Source organism: Caballeronia sp. LZ062, assembly GCF_031450785.1.
Classification (GTDB): domain Bacteria; phylum Pseudomonadota; class Gammaproteobacteria; order Burkholderiales; family Burkholderiaceae; genus Caballeronia.
Map to the genome: position 1 here is coordinate 2,084,056 of NZ_JARTWB010000002.1, position 16,146 is coordinate 2,100,201.

At 63.8% G+C, this 16,146-nt stretch carries 13 protein-coding genes; 10 read left to right on the forward strand and 3 right to left on the reverse strand.

Annotation, left to right across the window (positions count from 1 at the left end; translation table 11 throughout):
• Nucleotides 1-135: 135 nt before the first annotated feature.
• Together P9239_RS15760 and ggt are read right to left on the reverse strand one after the other, a co-directional pair.
• Nucleotides 136-1,488 (reverse strand): MFS transporter, encoded by a 1,353-nt coding sequence (locus tag P9239_RS15760; RefSeq protein ID WP_404979999.1) that lies wholly within the window; start codon nucleotides 1,486-1,488, stop codon nucleotides 136-138.
• Between the two features lie 151 nt (nucleotides 1,489-1,639).
• A complete protein-coding gene (gene ggt, locus P9239_RS15765) occupies nucleotides 1,640-3,277 on the reverse strand; it encodes a gamma-glutamyltransferase (protein ID WP_309752456.1) in 1,638 nt (545 codons plus the stop codon).
• 434 nt (nucleotides 3,278-3,711) lie between these two features.
• Between ggt and P9239_RS15770 the strand changes: the two genes are divergently transcribed.
• Complete coding sequence (locus P9239_RS15770) at nucleotides 3,712-3,909, forward strand: hypothetical protein (protein ID WP_309752458.1); 198 nt, start codon at nucleotides 3,712-3,714, stop codon at nucleotides 3,907-3,909.
• Between the two features lie 51 nt (nucleotides 3,910-3,960).
• Here P9239_RS15770 and P9239_RS15775 read toward each other — a convergent pair whose 3' ends face one another.
• Entirely contained in the window at nucleotides 3,961-4,341 is a 381-nt protein-coding gene (locus P9239_RS15775) for a hypothetical protein (RefSeq protein WP_309752460.1), read from the reverse strand.
• A gap of 209 nt (nucleotides 4,342-4,550) precedes the next feature.
• Here P9239_RS15775 and glpK point away from each other — a divergent pair, with 209 nt between their 5' ends.
• The 9 genes from glpK (at nucleotide 4,551) to glyS (ending at nucleotide 16,144) form a co-directional block, all read left to right on the forward strand.
• The gene (gene glpK, locus P9239_RS15780) at nucleotides 4,551-6,047 is read left to right on the forward strand and encodes a glycerol kinase GlpK (protein WP_309752462.1); all 1,497 of its coding nucleotides are present in this window, start codon (nucleotides 4,551-4,553) and stop codon (nucleotides 6,045-6,047) included.
• 216 nt (nucleotides 6,048-6,263) lie between these two features.
• Nucleotides 6,264-7,640 (forward strand): tRNA (N6-isopentenyl adenosine(37)-C2)-methylthiotransferase MiaB, encoded by a 1,377-nt coding sequence (gene miaB / locus P9239_RS15785; protein WP_309752464.1) that lies wholly within the window; start codon nucleotides 6,264-6,266, stop codon nucleotides 7,638-7,640.
• A 33-nt stretch (nucleotides 7,641-7,673) separates the two neighbouring features.
• Nucleotides 7,674-8,789: a PhoH family protein gene (locus P9239_RS15790; protein ID WP_309752467.1), complete on the forward strand. Its 1,116-nt coding sequence runs from the start codon at nucleotides 7,674-7,676 to the stop codon at nucleotides 8,787-8,789.
• Nucleotides 8,786-9,250, forward strand: a complete 465-nt coding sequence (gene ybeY, locus P9239_RS15795) for an rRNA maturation RNase YbeY (protein WP_309752469.1) — start codon at nucleotides 8,786-8,788, stop codon at nucleotides 9,248-9,250. The genes P9239_RS15790 and ybeY overlap by 4 nt, the downstream gene beginning before the upstream one ends.
• Nucleotides 9,251-9,280: 30 nt before the next feature.
• Nucleotides 9,281-9,967, forward strand: a complete 687-nt coding sequence (locus P9239_RS15800; protein ID WP_309752471.1) for a gamma-glutamylcyclotransferase — start codon at nucleotides 9,281-9,283, stop codon at nucleotides 9,965-9,967.
• A 190-nt stretch (nucleotides 9,968-10,157) separates the two neighbouring features.
• Nucleotides 10,158-11,063: a transporter associated domain-containing protein gene (locus P9239_RS15805; protein ID WP_309752473.1), complete on the forward strand. Its 906-nt coding sequence runs from the start codon at nucleotides 10,158-10,160 to the stop codon at nucleotides 11,061-11,063.
• 66 nt (nucleotides 11,064-11,129) lie between these two features.
• A complete protein-coding gene (lnt, locus tag P9239_RS15810; RefSeq protein WP_309752474.1) occupies nucleotides 11,130-12,788 on the forward strand; it encodes an apolipoprotein N-acyltransferase in 1,659 nt (552 codons plus the stop codon).
• Nucleotides 12,789-12,998: 210 nt separating this feature from the next.
• The gene (glyQ, locus tag P9239_RS15815; protein ID WP_309752476.1) at nucleotides 12,999-14,027 is read left to right on the forward strand and encodes a glycine--tRNA ligase subunit alpha; all 1,029 of its coding nucleotides are present in this window, start codon (nucleotides 12,999-13,001) and stop codon (nucleotides 14,025-14,027) included.
• A gap of 17 nt (nucleotides 14,028-14,044) precedes the next feature.
• Nucleotides 14,045-16,144, forward strand: a complete 2,100-nt coding sequence (glyS, locus tag P9239_RS15820) for a glycine--tRNA ligase subunit beta (RefSeq protein ID WP_309752477.1) — start codon at nucleotides 14,045-14,047, stop codon at nucleotides 16,142-16,144.
• Nucleotides 16,145-16,146: the final 2 nt, after the last annotated feature.

Sequence of the window (16,146 nt, forward strand, 5' to 3'; positions counted from 1 at the left end):
TTGCCGTGCGTCAATTTTCTACGTCTTGGATGAGCGGCTGCAGTGGGCCAGCATAGAGCAGGAAGCGTGCCGCACATGCTGAACGCGTGCGGCGGTGAGGCGATAGGGCCAAAGCGACGAACTGGCGCGAGGCGGTCAGCCGCGTGCACCGCGCATGCGCCACGCGACGATCGCGAGCGACACGCCCGACAAAATCGCGGCGAGCAGCACGTAGTAGCTGGGCGCGAGTTTGTCGCCGGTGACGTGAATGAACGCCTCCACGATAGTCGGCGCGAATCCTCCGAAGAGCGTCACGCCGAGCGCATAGCCGATGGACAGGCCGGTCGAGCGCACGCGCGTCGGAAAGATCTCGGACATGAGCGCGGGCATCGGACCGGAATACGCGGCTTTCAGGACGCCTGCCGCCGACTGAAGCACGACGAGCGAGAGCACGGTCGGTGAGGCCTGAAGCCACGCGAACATCGGATAAATGGAGAGCCCCATGATGACCGATGTACCGAGCATGATGCGAATGCGCCCGAGCCGGTCCGACAACGCACCCATGATCGGCGAAAAGATGAACTGCAATCCGCCGTTGAGCACCACGACGGCGAACGACGCCGTGGCGGGAAGGTGTAGTTGCTTGACGGCGTACATCGGCATATAGAGTTGCAGCACGTACACCCCGACTGTCGACTGCGCGACGATACCGACCGCGAGCAGCAGGTTCACCCACTGATTCGAGAACGAGACGCCCGGCGCCCGCGCGTCATTCTTAGCGGGGCGCGCGGCGAGGAACTCGGGCGTTTCATCGAGGTGCGAGCGGATGTAATAACCGACCGGTCCGATCAGCAGCCCGAACACGAACGGAATGCGCCAGCCCCACGACTCGAGTTGCGGCTGCGGCAGCCATGCCGTCAGAAGCGAGCCGAACGCGGCGGCCATGATTGCGGCGAGCCCTTGACTGGCGAACTGCCAGCTCGCGTAATAGCCGCGCCTAGCTTCGCTGTGCTCGACCATGAAGGCGGTCGCGCTGCCGAACTCGCCGCCCACCGCGAAGCCCTGGATCAGCCGCGCAAGCAGGATCAGGAGCGGCGCAGCGATGCCGATGTGCTGGTAAGACGGCATGACCGCCATGGTGAGCGTGCCGATCATCATCAGCAGGATGGCGAGCGTCAGTGCCGACTTGCGACCGTTGCGGTCCGCGTAAATGCCGAGCACGATCGCTCCGAGCGGACGCATCAAAAACGAAATGCCGAACGTGCCGATGGCGAGCATGGTCGAGAGCCATTCGTCATGCGACGGAAAAAACGCCTTCGCGATGATCGCGGCGAAATAGCCGTAGACGAGGAAATCGAACCATTCGAGCGCATTGCCGACAGACGACGAAAAGACGATGCGGCGGACCATCGACTTGGACAGCGTGGCCGACGTCGCATCGGAAACGCCCGTGGCAGGCGTCGCGGCGGCGTTGCGTGAAACCGGCGTTTCGTGCGCCCGTTGGTTCATGATCTCGTCCTGATGCGTGCGTTCGTGCGCTTGCCTGGGTGCAGCAATGCGCGGGCGTGCGCCACCGTTCGCACCGTGCTCGGGCAGTGCGAAGCTGTGAAGTCGTGGAAAGAGGCGGCCGCCCGCGTGTCAGCGCAGGCAGCCGCGCTTGCTAGAAGCCGGCGGCGAGACCGTCGCGGCGGCTGTCGCTCGCTGCGACGTAACCGCGCTCGGGATCGTCACGGTCCAGCTTCCAGATGTACTGGCCGGAGCCGAAATCCATGTACGGGTCGTCGATGGACTTGATCGTATGGCCCATGCCTTCCAGCGCGCGTGCCGTCTCGAGGTCCAGCGTGGCTTCGATGTCGATGGTGAAGTCGCGGTTCACCTTCCAGCGCGGCGCGTCGCACGCGGCCTGCGGTTGCTGGCCGTAGTCCATCATGCGCACGATGGACTGCAGATGCCCTTGCGGCTGCATGTCGCCGCCCATCACGCCGAAGCTCATCACGGCGTCGCGGCGGCCATCCCTTTCCTGCGTGACGAATGCGGGAATGATGGTATGGAACGGACGCTTGCCACCTTCCACGACGTTCGCGGACTTCGGGTCCATTGAGAAACCGCAGCCACGGTTCTGCAACGCGATACCCGTATTCGGCACCACCACGCCCGAACCGAAGCCCATGTAATTCGACTGGATGAAGCTCACCATCATGCCGCGCTCGTCCGCCACCGACATATAAATGGTGCCGCCTGCCTTGGGCATCCCGAAGTCGAATCGCGTGGCTCGCGCCGGGTCGATAAGCTTCGCGCGCTCGGTGAGGTAGGCATCGTCGAGCATCTGCTCGGGCGTGACTTCCATCGAGCGCGGATCCGCGACGTAGCGATACACGTCCGCGAACGCGAGCTTCATGGCTTCGATTTGCAGATGCTGCGACTCGATTCGATCGACAGTCAGCGCGCTCACGTCGAACTTGTCGAGAATGCCCAGCGCGATGAGTGCCGCGATGCCCTGCCCGTTCGGCGGAATCTCATGGACGGTGTATCCGCGATAGTCCTTGCTGATCGGCTCGACCCAGTCCGCGCGATAGTTGCGCAAGTCGTCCAGCGTCATGGCGCCGCCGCCCTCGCGCGAGAACGCCGCGATGCGTTCCGCCAGTTCGCCTTCGTAAAACGCACGCGGACCGTCTTCGGCGAGCGCACGCAAGGTGTTCGCATGGCCGGGCATGCGCACGAGTTCGCTGACTTCCGGCGCTCGGCCGTGCGGCATGAACACGTCGGCAAAGCCAGGCTGATCCTTCATTTCAGGCACAGCTGCAGCCCACTTGTAAGCGACGATGCTCGCGACCGCGTGTCCGCGCTCCGCGATCTCGATGGCAGGCTCCATCAGATCAGCAAACGGCAGCGATCCGAATTTCGCGTGCAACGCTTCCCATCCCGCGATGACGCCCGGCACCGTGACCGCGTCCCAGCCGCGCTTGGGCTGGCGCGCCAGACCGTTCTCTTCACCGTACTTGCGACGGAAGTAGTCGACGTTCCACGCCGCCGGCGCGACTCCGGACGCGTTCAGCCCGTGCAGCTTGCTGCCGTCCCAGACGAGCGCGAAAGCATCGCCGCCCAGCCCGTTCGACACCGGTTCCACGATAGTAATGGCCGCCGCCGCCGCGATGGCCGCATCGACGGCGTTACCGCCTTTCCACAACATGCGCAGACCGGCCTGAGCCGCCAGCGGATGCGACGTAGAAACGATATTTCGCGCGAACACCGGAAGACGCGGCGTGGGATAAGGATTCTGCCAATTGAAGCGGGTCATGAATGAAGTCCGGGTTGCGAGCAAGCTAGTAGCGGCCAGAGCTAGCGGGCGAGTGATTAGTTGATGCGGCAAAAGAAGCATATTGCATTGCCGCCGTAAGGCTAAACAAATTCATTTATCGTATAAATTAATGAAACGCGAGCATGAATCTGGGCACCGCTTCTTCTGTGCGGTGCGGCGTAATGCTCATGTGGATTCTTCGAATCGACGCGTCGGGCGAACCGCTTCCGCACGCGCGAAATGTCAAAGCCGAAATTTTGGGCAGTCTGATTGGCACTCCTCAGACGCTTGCCTACAATCCCAATTCCCGGCGCTTCACTCAGAGAAACAACGAGGAAAGCCCGACAGTTTGCAGTTCCCGCACAACGTTTCGAACCGCAGAGCCGGAAGGTTGCAGTTGACCGGCCTGCGTTTCGGTCGTCATGGAGAACACGATGCTGAGTCCGCATGAATTTGCCACGCTGCTTTTGGTTCAGGAAGCGCCCAATCAAGTCGATATGGAACGCGAGGAACTCGACGCCCTTCTCGAACGCCAACTCGTCCAGCTTGAAAGACTCGCGTCCGGACGAGAACGATGGCGCCTCACCGCGACCGGCAATTCCACCATCAAGGCTTTCAAGCGGTTCTCGTAGCAGCGTACGGGACGCGGCGCTCCGGCTGCGTCCCATCCTCCCCGAGGTTCCTTATCCCGCGCGCAGCGTCGGGTCCACGGCGGCGCGCCAGCTTAGCGCCTGAGCGCGCTGATCCAGCAGAAAGTTCGCCCATGCGCTTTGCGCTTCGGGACCCGGATTGTTCACATAGGCGCGATGCCGATCGGCGATGCCCGCCTGAAATACGCAGAAGCGCTCCTTCGACAAGCCGCCCCGCCGCTCGGCGACATACGCGTCGAAGAATGCCGAATACACGGACTGCGCGTCGGCGCCCCAATCTGTCGACGAAGTTCCGCACATGTCCTGCAGCGCGCCGAACGACGGCGCGCCGAACGAGCCGTCCAGACTCGGCGTCGACACGCAGGCGGCCGATACGGCTGCCGCCAGCGTGCCCGTCACGATCCACTTTCGCATTGCACTCACCCTTCGCACGATTGAGCCGCCAGTATCGGACGATCGCCGCGTTGCCGCCACTCGGCCGAATGGCATAGGCCGAATCACGGCGAGCGTGAACCGTCCATTTTGCCTATGCCATTCGGCCAGGTTGTCCGCTCGCCGCGCCTCCGATAGATTGCGCATGCGGACTTCGCACGGCCGATGCCCGCTCAACCTCGGAGATGACCATGCAGGATCAAATCGTCCTTGCGCTCGACCAGGGCACGACAAGCTCGCGCGCCATGCTGTTCGACAGAAGCGGGAATATCGTGTCCGTCGCTCAGAAGGAGTTTCGCCAGATTTATCCGCGTGCAGGCTGGGTCGAGCATGATCCGCTGGAGATCTGGTCGACACAGGCGGGCGTCGCGGCCGAAGCCGTGACGCGAGCGGGACTGAACGCATCGTCGATCGCGGCGGTGGGCATCACGAACCAGCGGGAAACTACCATCGTGTGGGACCGCGAGACCGGCAGGCCGGTGTATAACGCGATCGTCTGGCAGGACCGTCGCACCGCCGCGTTTTGCGACGAACTCAAGGCTCGCGGACTGGAGCCGATGGTCCGCGCGAAAACCGGCTTGCCCATCGACTCGTACTTCTCCGCCACGAAAATCCGGTGGATTCTGGACAACGTCGAAGGCGCGCGGGACAAGGCGAAGCAGGGACGGCTCGCCTTCGGCACCGTCGACAGCTGGCTCGTCTGGAACTTCACCCGCCGGGGCCTGCACGTCACGGACATCACGAACGCGTCGCGCACCATGCTTTTCGATATCCACGCGCGCCGCTGGGACGACGAGCTGCTCGACGCATTCGACATTCCGCGCAGCATGCTTCCCGAAGTGCGCGCGTCGTCCGAGGTCTACGGGAGGATGCACGGCAGCCTGCTTGCCGCCGAGATCCCGATCGCGTCGCTCGCGGGAGACCAGCACGCCGCGCTCTTCGGCCAGATGTGCACGGAGAGCGGCATGGTCAAGAACACGTACGGCACGGGATGCTTCCTCGTCATGAACACGGGCGACAAACCGATCGAGTCGCGCAACAATTTGGTGACGACCGTTGCGTGGCAAATCGGAGATCGCGTCGACTATGCGCTGGAGGGGAGCATTTTTATTGCGGGCGCCGTCGTGCAATGGCTGCGCGACGGGCTCGGGCTGATCCGTCACGCGAGCGAAGTGGAGTCGCTGGCGCGCGCCGTACCCCACAGCGACGGCGTCTACCTCGTGCCCGCATTCGCCGGGCTCGGCGCGCCGCACTGGAATCCGCGTGCGCGCGGAACGCTTTTCGGCGTCACGCGCGGCACCACGTCGAGCCATATTGCGCGAGCGGCGCTGGATTCCATCGCGTACCAATCGCTCGACGTGCTGAAAGCAATGGAAGCAGACTCGGGCATGTCCATCGCTGAACTGCGTGTGGACGGCGGAGCCTGTTCCAACGACTTGCTGATGCAGTTCCAGGCGGATTTGCTCGGCGTCGACGCGACTCGCCCGCGCGTCGCGGAAACCACGGCGCTCGGGGCAGCCTATCTCGCCGGGCTCGCGGTGGGCTATTGGAAGGATATCGGGGAACTGAAAGCCCAATGGCAACTAGACCGGCGTTTTCAGCCGTCGATGTCCGCGTCGGAGATAGAACCGTGTCTCGCTGGCTGGCGGCGGGCGGTCGCCGCAGCGAAGGCTTGGGCGGATGCGTGATGTGTCCTGAGCGCCGCGCGGGATCAGGCCCACGCTCCCGCGACAGCCGCCTTCAGCCCTGCCGGCCAAAAGCGCCAGAAAGTGCTGCGCGCTATAATATGCGGCTAAACGCAAGCGAAATCAGCGCAGTTTCGCGCAAAACCGCTGAATCTTTATCCGCTCCTTCTACGTTCCATAAACGCCCCCAGGTTAACCACTGCGACCGGCGACCCATTCATGACCAAGAAAGTTTACGTAAAAACCTTCGGCTGCCAGATGAACGAGTACGACTCCGACAAGATGGTCGACGTGCTCGGTGCCGCTGAAGGACTCGTCAAGACCGACACCCCCGAAGACGCGGACGTCATCCTCTTCAATACGTGCTCCGTGCGCGAAAAAGCGCAGGAGAAGGTGTTCTCGGACCTCGGCCGCGTGCGCGAGCTCAAGGAAGCAAACCCCAATCTGCTGATTGGCGTCGGCGGTTGCGTCGCCAGTCAGGAAGGCGCGTCGATCGTCGCGCGCGCGCCGTATGTCGATATCGTGTTCGGTCCGCAGACGCTGCATCGCTTGCCGGCGATGATCGACAAGCGGCGCGCCACGGGCCGCGCGCAGGTCGATATCACCTTTCCGGAGATTGAGAAGTTCGATCACCTGCCGCCGGCGCGCGTCGAAGGGCCGAGCGCGTTCGTGTCCATCATGGAAGGGTGCAGCAAATACTGTAGTTATTGCGTCGTGCCTTACACGCGGGGCGAGGAAGTCTCGCGCCCGCTCGACGACGTGCTGACCGAAATCGCCGGCCTCGCCGATCAGGGCGTGCGCGAAGTCACCCTGCTTGGCCAGAACGTGAACGCTTACCGCGGCGCGTTGACGGCCGGAGCGCACGAGATCGCGGACTTCGCCACGCTCATCGAGTACGTCGCGGAAGTGCCGGGCATCGAACGTATTCGTTACACGACTTCGCACCCGAAGGAATTCACGCAGCGCCTCATCGACACCTACGCGAAGGTGCCGAAGCTCGTCTCGCACCTGCATTTACCGGTGCAACACGGCTCGGACCGCGTTCTGATGGCGATGAAACGCGGCTATACCGTGCTCGAATACAAGTCGGTCATTCGCCGCCTGCGGGCAATTCGTCCGGATTTGTCGCTGTCGACGGACTTTATCGTCGGCTTTCCGGGCGAAACGGAGGACGATTTCGCGAAGATGATGGCGCTCGTCGAGGAAATGAGCTACGACACGAGCTTTTCTTTCATCTACAGCCCGCGCCCAGGCACGCCGGCTGCAAACCTGCACGACGACACGCCCCGCGAAGTCAAGCTCAGGCGCTTGCAGCATTTGCAGGCGACGATCGAGGAAAACGTCGTGAGAATCAGCAACTCGATGGTTGGCACGGTGCAGCGCATTTTGGTAGAAGGCCCGTCGCGCAAGGATCCGAGCGAACTCGCCGGACGTACGGCGAACAACCGCGTCGTGAATTTCCCGGCGCCGCTGGCTTCCCACGCGCGGCTCATCGGCCAGATGATCGACGTCGAAATCAATCACGCGTATCCGCATTCGCTGCGCGGCGCGCTCGTGCTCGCACCCGAGACGGCCGCCCCCGAGCTTGCCAATTAATCCTACGAGACCGGACAGGACACCCACCCCGCCTTGAAGAACGCTCCCCAGCAGCATCTCGAATTCACCGCTCCGCGCGAGGACAACGCGCGGCTCGCGAACCTCTGTGGCCCGCTCGACGAAAATCTGAGACAGATCGAACAGGCGCTCGACGTGACGCTGTCGCGGCGTGGGCACAAGATTTCGATTCGTGGCCGGGGCGCCAAAGTGGCGCTCGCGGCGCTCGAGAATTTTTACAACCGCGCCCGCGATCCCATCTCCGTCGACGATATCCAGCTCGCGCTCGTTGAGGCAAGCCATGCGGCGCGGCTTGCGAAGGAAGCCGGGCAGAACGGCGACGACGACGGGCAGAACGACCCGCGTTTTCGCGGCGATCCCGATCACCCGTTCGACGAGCCCAGCGCCACGATGGATCTCGGCGAGGACGAAGATCACGGGCCGACGCTCTACACGCGCCGCGCCGATCTGCGTGGCCGAACGGCCATGCAGCGCCAGTACCTGAAGCAGATCGTCGCGCACGATGTGACGTTCGGCATCGGACCGGCGGGTACAGGCAAGACGTATCTCGCCGTCGCCTGCGCCGTGGATGCGCTGGAGCGCGATCAAGTCAAGCGCATCGTGCTGACCCGTCCGGCCGTCGAGGCTGGCGAGCGGCTCGGCTTTTTGCCGGGCGATCTTGCGCAGAAGGTCGATCCGTATCTGCGTCCGCTTTACGACGCCCTTTACGATCTCCTCGGTTTCGACAAGACCGCGAAGATGTTCGAGCGCCAGATGATCGAAATCGCGCCACTCGCTTACATGCGCGGCCGCACGCTGAACCACGCGTTCATCATTCTGGACGAGGCGCAGAACACCACGCCCGAGCAGATGAAGATGTTTCTCACGCGTATCGGCTTCGGCTCGAAGGCGGTCGTGACCGGCGACACGACGCAGGTCGACCTGCCGCGCGGCCACAAGAGCGGGCTGATCGAAGCGCAGCACGTGCTGTCGGAGGTGCGCGGCATCGCCATGACGCACTTCACGTCGGCTGACGTGGTGCGGCATCCGCTCGTCGCGCGTATCGTCGAGGCTTACGACGCGCAGTCGCAGAAAGACGCCGCGCTCGCCGAGGCCGCGCGTGCGGCGCAGCAGTCGCAAAAACCTGCATGAAACCGAGCCTCACGCTGAACCTGCAGTTCCCCGCTGCAAAGGCGTTTCCGTCGCACAAGGCCATGCTGCCGCGTGCGACGGTCGCCCGCTGGATCAAGGCGTCGCTCTTCGCGGACGCGGAATTGACGGTCCGCTTCGTCGACGAAGAAGAAGGCCGCATGCTGAATCGCACGTATCGGCAGAAGGATTACGCGACGAACGTGCTGACCTTCGCCTATGCCGAATCCGAGGACGATCCCGTCTCGGGCGATCTGATTCTGTGCTGTCCGGTGGTCGAACGCGAGGCCAGCGAGCAAGGCAAGCCGCTCGACGCGCATTACGCGCATCTGATCGTGCACGGCACGCTGCATGCGCAGGGCTACGACCACGAGGTCGAGAGCGAAGCGCAAGAGATGGAGTCCATCGAAACGGACATCATGCAATCGCTCGGCTTTCCCGATCCTTACGTGCCATTAGTCTGACTTCCGCCGATCCGCTGCCCCGTCCGCACCGTGAACGACAAGACACCCGAGTCCACGCCCGCTTCCGAGAGTTCGCCGCTCGATGCTCCGCCGCTTCGCCCGGACTATCCGCCGGCGCTCCTCGAGACGCCGCTTCTCACTGACGAGGAACTTGCCGCCTCGCGCGAAGCGGCGTTGACCCACTGGGACCGCATGTCGGACCTCTGGCTGTTCGGCTATGGGTCGTTGATCTGGAACCCGGGTTTGCCGACGCTCGAAGCGGTGCGCGCCAAGGTGCACGGCTATCATCGCGGGCTGTATCTGTGGTCGCGTGTGAATCGCGGCACGCCGGAGCAGCCGGGTCTGGTGCTCGCGCTCGATCGCGGCGGCTCCTGCACCGGCATGGCGTTCCGGCTCGGCGGCCCCGAGACGGAGGCGCATCTGGACGTGCTGTGGCGGCGCGAAATGTCGATGGCGTCGTACCGGCCGGCGTGGCTGCCCTGCACGCTGATCGACGGACGGCGCGTGACGGCGCTCGCGTTCGTCATGCGCCGTGATGCCACGTCCTACACAGGCAAGCTGGCCGATGCGGTCATCCGCACCGTCTTTGGCTGCGCGAGCGGCCGATACGGCACCACGCTCGACTACGTGAGCCGCACGGTAGAAGCATTGCGCGAAAGCGGCATGCCCGACCGCGCGCTCGAAGCGCTGCTCCGGCGGTGTCAGGGCGGCGAGTGATCTTCATGCAGACGAGAAAGGGCATTGGCCGATCGGCTAACGACGCCCGCCTGACACCTTTTTTGCACATCGGTGGGCTACCATCGTGGAGCGTTTCGCTACGCGCGCCGCACCACGCAGCCCGCGTTTTACCTTGGTGTATGCTTAAGTTTCTGATAATTCGCGCCCGGGTCTTCCCGGGCGCTCCGCTATGAACGAACCCTATCCCAGTCGACGCCACGCCGACAAACCGCAAGAGAAACGCTCGCTGCTCGAGCGTCTGACCGATTTCATCTCGCACGAACCCGAGTCGCGCGACGAGCTTTTGGAAGTGCTGCAGGATGCGCACGAGCGCAACCTGCTCGACGCCGATTCGCTTTCGATGATCGAAGGCGTCTTTCAGGTGTCCGATCTCTGCGCACGCGACATCATGATTCCGCGCGCACAGATGGACGCCATCAACATCGCGGAAACGCCCGCCGAGTTCATCCCCTTCGTGCTGGAAAAAGCGCACTCGCGCTATCCGGTGTACGAAGGCAATCGCGACAACATCATCGGCGTACTGCTCGCGAAAGACCTGCTGCGCTACTACGCCGAAGAAGAATTCGACGTGCGCGGCATGTTGCGCCCCGCCGTGTTCATCCCCGAGTCCAAGCGCCTGAACGTGCTGCTGCACGACTTCCGCGTGAACCGCAATCACATTGCGATCGTCGTCGATGAATACGGCGGCGTCGCGGGCCTCATCACCATCGAGGACGTGCTGGAGCAGATCGTCGGCGATATCGAGGACGAATACGACTTCGACGAGGAAACCGGCAATATCATCGCGTCGCCGGACGGCAAGTTCCGCGTGCGCGCGCTGACGGGCATTCAGCAGTTCAACGAAGAATTCGGCACCGACTTCTCGGACGAGGAAGTGGACACCATCGGCGGGCTCGTGACGCACCGGTTCGGGCGCGTGCCGCATCGCGGCGAGAAAGTGCGCATCGACGACTTCGCGTTCGAAATTCTTCGCGGCGACGCTCGCCAAATTCACGTGCTGCTGGTGCGGCGCGTGCCCAATCTCACTCAGCAGCAACGCCAGGCCGGCGACGACGAGAGCGAGCTGCGCGATTGACGTGCGGCGTGCGCGCCGCCGACCGCTCCGAGAATTACCCTTTTGCCTCCGCCGACCCCGCACTCCATGGCCGATTCACCGTTTCGCTCCCTTTCGCGTCAACGCGACGCGTCCGTTTCCGCTGCTCCGCGTGCGCTCCCGTTCTGGCATTACCTCGTCGCGGCGGTGCTCGGCGCGGCCAACACGCTGTCTTTCGCGCCGACACCGCACGGCGGCTGGATCGAACTCGTGATCTTTTCGTGCTTCTTCGCGTGGCTCTCTCGCACGAGCGGCTGGAAGAGCGCGGCAGCAACCGGCTGGGCCTTCGGCTTCGGCAACTTCGTGACGGGCGTCTGGTGGCTGTATGTGAGCATGCACGACTACGGTGGCATGGCCGCGCCGCTCGCCGCCGCCGCAGTCGCGCTGTTTTCGCTGTATCTCGCGGTGTATCCGGCATTGTCGAGCCTCGTCTGGTCGCTCGTCGCGGGACGGGCACGCTTCGGGGATGAAGACGCCGCCACCGCCCGCAAGATCGACGTATCGCCGCGCTACGCGCCCACCTGGCACGGCGCGTTCGCGTTCGCAAGCGCGTGGGCGCTCGGCGAATGGCTGCGAGGGCTCGTGTTCACCGGCTTTCCGTGGCTCGCGAGCGGCTATGCGCAAGTCGACGGCCCGCTTGCCGGCTTCGGCGCGATTGCCGGCGTGTATGGCGTCGCCTGGGTGCTCGCGCTCGTGGCTGCGTGCATCGTGCAAGCGGTGTGCGCGTTCCGCGCGATGCGGCGGCGCGCGCTGGCGCCCGCATTGACCGCGCTTCTGCTGATCGTCGCCGGCATGCTGCTCTCGCTCGTGCAATGGACGACGCCTGCGAACGCGCCGCTCACCGTGCGACTGCTTCAAGGCAATGTGAAGCAGGAGATGAAGTTCGAGCAGGCGGGCGTCGATGAATCGCTCGCGGTGTACAAGCGGCTCATCACCGAGAAGCCGGCCGATCTGATCGTCACGCCGGAGACTGCGCTGCCTGTGCTGGCCGTTCAAGTGCCGCCGGCATTCGCAAGCGCCATCCGCAGCTTCGCGGACCGCACGAATTCGTCAATTCTCTTCGGTGCGATCGGCGTCACGCTTCAGCCCGACGGACGCCCGACCGATTTCACGAATAGTCTTTTCGGCATCACGCCGGGCGTGAACGACGTCTACCGCTACGACAAGCATCACCTTGTGCCGTTCGGCGAATTCGTGCCGCTCGGCTTTCACTGGTTCGTGAACCTGATGGGCATTCCGCTCGGCGATCTCGCGCGCGGCCCCGTCGTGCAGAAGGCGTTCTTCGTGCGTAACCAGCCGGTCGCCGTCGACGTCTGCTACGAAGACATCTTCGGCGAAGAGATCGCGCGCACGCTGCGCGAACAGGAAACGCCCGCGGGCATTCTCGTCAACTCGACGAATCTCGCGTGGTTCGGCAATACGATCGCGCTCGATCAGCATTTGCAGATCGCGCGTATGCGTTCTATCGAGACCGGCCGGCCGACCCTGCGCGCGACAAACACGGGCATGACCGCCGTGATCGCGGCAAACGGCCATGTAGTGTCACGTCTGCCGACGTTCACCACCGGCGTGCTCGAAGCGCGTGTGCAAGGCACGTCGGGGCGCACGCCTTACGTGACGAGCGGCAATGCGACGGTGATCGTGGTGTCGCTGCTGTTGCTGGCGTTCGGGTTTGCGTTTGCGCCGGGGAAGAAGCGCCGGGTTTGACGGGCCGGGTCTCACATATAACGCAACGCCGCGCCGGTGCGCGACACGCGCTGCAATGACGCACAGCCGCGCAGCCCGGTCAAGCGCCCCGCTTCCCAAAAAGTCCCGCCGGTCCCGCGTTCCAGCTAAAATTCAAGGTTTTAGCACTTCGGCCGAGCCTCGGAGCCGCGCGTTCTCACGGCGCGCGCCCGGTCCGCATCAAAGGCAAACATGCTCACCTTTCAGCAAATCATCCTGACGCTGCAGTCCTATTGGAACGACAAGGGCTGCGCGCTTCTTCAGCCCATCGACATGGAAGTCGGCGCGGGCACGTCGCACGTGCACACCTTCCTGCGCGCCATCGGTCCGGAACCGTGGCGCGCGGCCTACGTGCAGCCGTCGCGCCGCCCGAAGGACGGCCGCTATGGCGAGAACCCCAACCGCCTGCAGCACTACTATCAGTATCAGGTCGTCCTCAAGCCCGCGCCCGAGAACATTCTCGATCTGTATCTCGGCTCGCTCGAAGCACTCGGTTTCGATCTGAAGCAGAACGACGTGCGCTTTGTCGAAGACGACTGGGAGAACCCGACGCTCGGCGCATGGGGACTCGGCTGGGAAGTCTGGCTCAACGGCATGGAAGTGACGCAGTTCACGTACTTTCAGCAGGTTGGCGGCCTGGACTGCAAGCCGGTGCTCGGCGAGATCACGTACGGTCTCGAACGCCTCGCCATGTATCTGCAGAAAGTGGAGAACGTGTACGACCTCGTCTGGACCGAGTGGGAAGAAGACGGCCCGAACGGCAAGGTGCTGCGCCGCCTGACCTACGGCGACGTCTATCACCAGAACGAAGTCGAGCAGTCCACCTACAACTTCGAGCACGCGAACGTCGATCTGCTCTTCAACTTCTTCAACAGCTACGAAGCCGAAGCGAAGAAGATGATCGAGGCGAAGCTCGCGCTGCCTGCCTATGAACTCGTGCTGAAAGCCGGCCATACGTTCAATCTGCTCGATGCGCGCGGCGCCATTTCCGTGACCGAGCGCGCGGCGTACATCGGCCGCATTCGGGCGTTGTCGCGTCTCGTCGCTCAGGCCTATTACGATTCCCGCGAAAGTCTCGGCTTCCCGATGCTCGGCAATCCGGTGCACGCCGCCGCCGAACTCGTCACCGATCAGCAGGAAGCCGCGCGTCCGGCCTGGGCGCCGCCGCTGAAGGTGGAAAGCGCGCCGCCGGGCGAAACGAGCAACAACGATCAGGTTTGACGAGGCAAGACAGAACAATGACGCAATCCAATCACGCTTCCCTGCTTGTCGAGCTGCTTACCGAAGAACTCCCGCCGAAAGCCCTCGCGCGTCTCGGCACCGCGTTCGCTGAAGGCATCGTCGAGCGCCTCGCCGCCCGCGACCTGATCGAAGGCGCCGCATCGTTCGAGCAATATGCGACGCCGCGACGCCTCGCCGTGCTCATTCCAAACGTGCGCGATGTCGCGCCCGAAAAGCAGGTCCGCGAAAAAGTGCTGCCGGTTTCGGTCGCGCTCGACAAGGAAGGCAATCCCACGCCGCCGCTCGCGAAGAAACTCGCCGCGCTCGGTTTCCCCGACTTTCCGCTCGCCGAACTCGAACGCGCGCAGGACGGCAAGGCCGAAGCGTTCTTCCTGCGCTACGCCGCGCCCGGCGCGACGCTCGCGGACGGCCTGCAAGCCGCGCTCGACGAAACGCTGAGCAAGCTGCCAATCCCGAAGGTCATGACGTATCAGCGCCCGGACGGCACCAACGTGCAGTTCGTGCGTCCGGTGCAGCGCCTTGTCGCCATGCACGGTCGCAACGTCGTGCCGGTGAGCGCGCTCGGCGTCGATGCGGGCGATACGACCATCGGCCATCGCTTTTTGTCGCAGGGCTTGATCGCCATTCCGAGCGCGGACGACTACTCGGAGACGCTGCGCACGAAGGCGCATGTCGTCGCGAATTTCGACGACCGCCGCGAATCCATCCGCACGCAATTGCAGGCGTTTGCCGGTGAAGACCGCGTGGTGATGCCGGAATCGCTGCTCGACGAAGTGAACGCGCTCGTCGAATGGCCGGTCGTCTATCAGTGCCGCTTCGACGAGGAATTCCTCGAAGTGCCGCAGGAATGTCTGATCCTGACGATGCAGACGAACCAGAAGTACTTCGCGCTCACGGACCCGAACGGCAAGCTGCGCTCGCGTTTCCTGATCGTGTCGAATATCGATACGCAAACGCCCGCCGAGATCATCGAAGGCAATGAGCGCGTGGTGCGTCCGCGTCTCGCGGATGCGAAGTTCTTCTTCACGCAGGACAAGAAAAAGCGCCTGGAAGACCGCGTGCCGCTGCTGGCGAACGTTGTCTATCACAACAAACTCGGCTCCGCGCTCGAACGCGTGCAGCGTCTCGAAGCGCTCGCGGGCGAAATCGCGCCCATGGTCGGCGTCGATGCCGCGCTCACGCGCCGCGCGGCCCGACTCGCGAAGGCGGATTTGCTCACCGACATGGTCGGCGAATTCCCCGAACTGCAAGGCACGATGGGCACGTACTACGCGCGCCACGACGGGGAGCCGGAAGAAGTCGCGCTCGCGTGCTCGGAGCACTATCAGCCGCGCTTCTCGGGCGACGACACGCCGTCCACCGGCGTCGGCGCGGCGGTCGCGCTCGCCGACAAACTTGAAACGATCGTCGGCATCTGGGGCATCGGCCTCGCACCGACCGGCGAGAAAGACCCGTTCGCGCTGCGCCGTCATGCGCTCGGCGTGCTGCGCATCCTGCTCGAAAAGAAGCTGCCCGTGGATCTGCGCGATCTCGTCGCCGCCGCGCAGCGCCAGTTCGCCGGCATGCCGCAAGTGGCGGATTCCACGGAAGCCGTGTATGCGTTCTTCCTGGATCGTCTGCGTGGCCTGTTGCGCGAACGCGGCTTCGAAGCCAACGACATCGAGGCCGTACTCAGCCTGAATCCGACGCGTCTGGACGATATCGTCGCGCGCCTGGACGCCGTGCGCGAATTCGCGGCGCTGCCGGAAGCGGCATCGCTCGCGGCGGCCAACAAGCGCATCACGAACATCCTGAAGAAGTCGGAGCAAGGCGCGCTTTCGTCGGTGAATTCCGAATTGCTCGTGGAGCCGGCCGAAAAGACGCTGTACGCGCAGATTCAAAGCGTGACGCCGCGCGTGCAAAGCCAGCTCGCCGCGCGCAATTACACGGAAGCGTTGAGTGCGTTGGCCGCGCTGCGCGAAAGCGTCGATACGTTCTTCAACGACGTGATGGTGAACGCGGAAGACGCGGCGCTCAGGAACAACCGCCTTGCCCTGCTCGGCGCGCTGCATCAGCAGATGAACTGCGTCGCCGATATCTCCAAGCTCGCGGCGTAAGT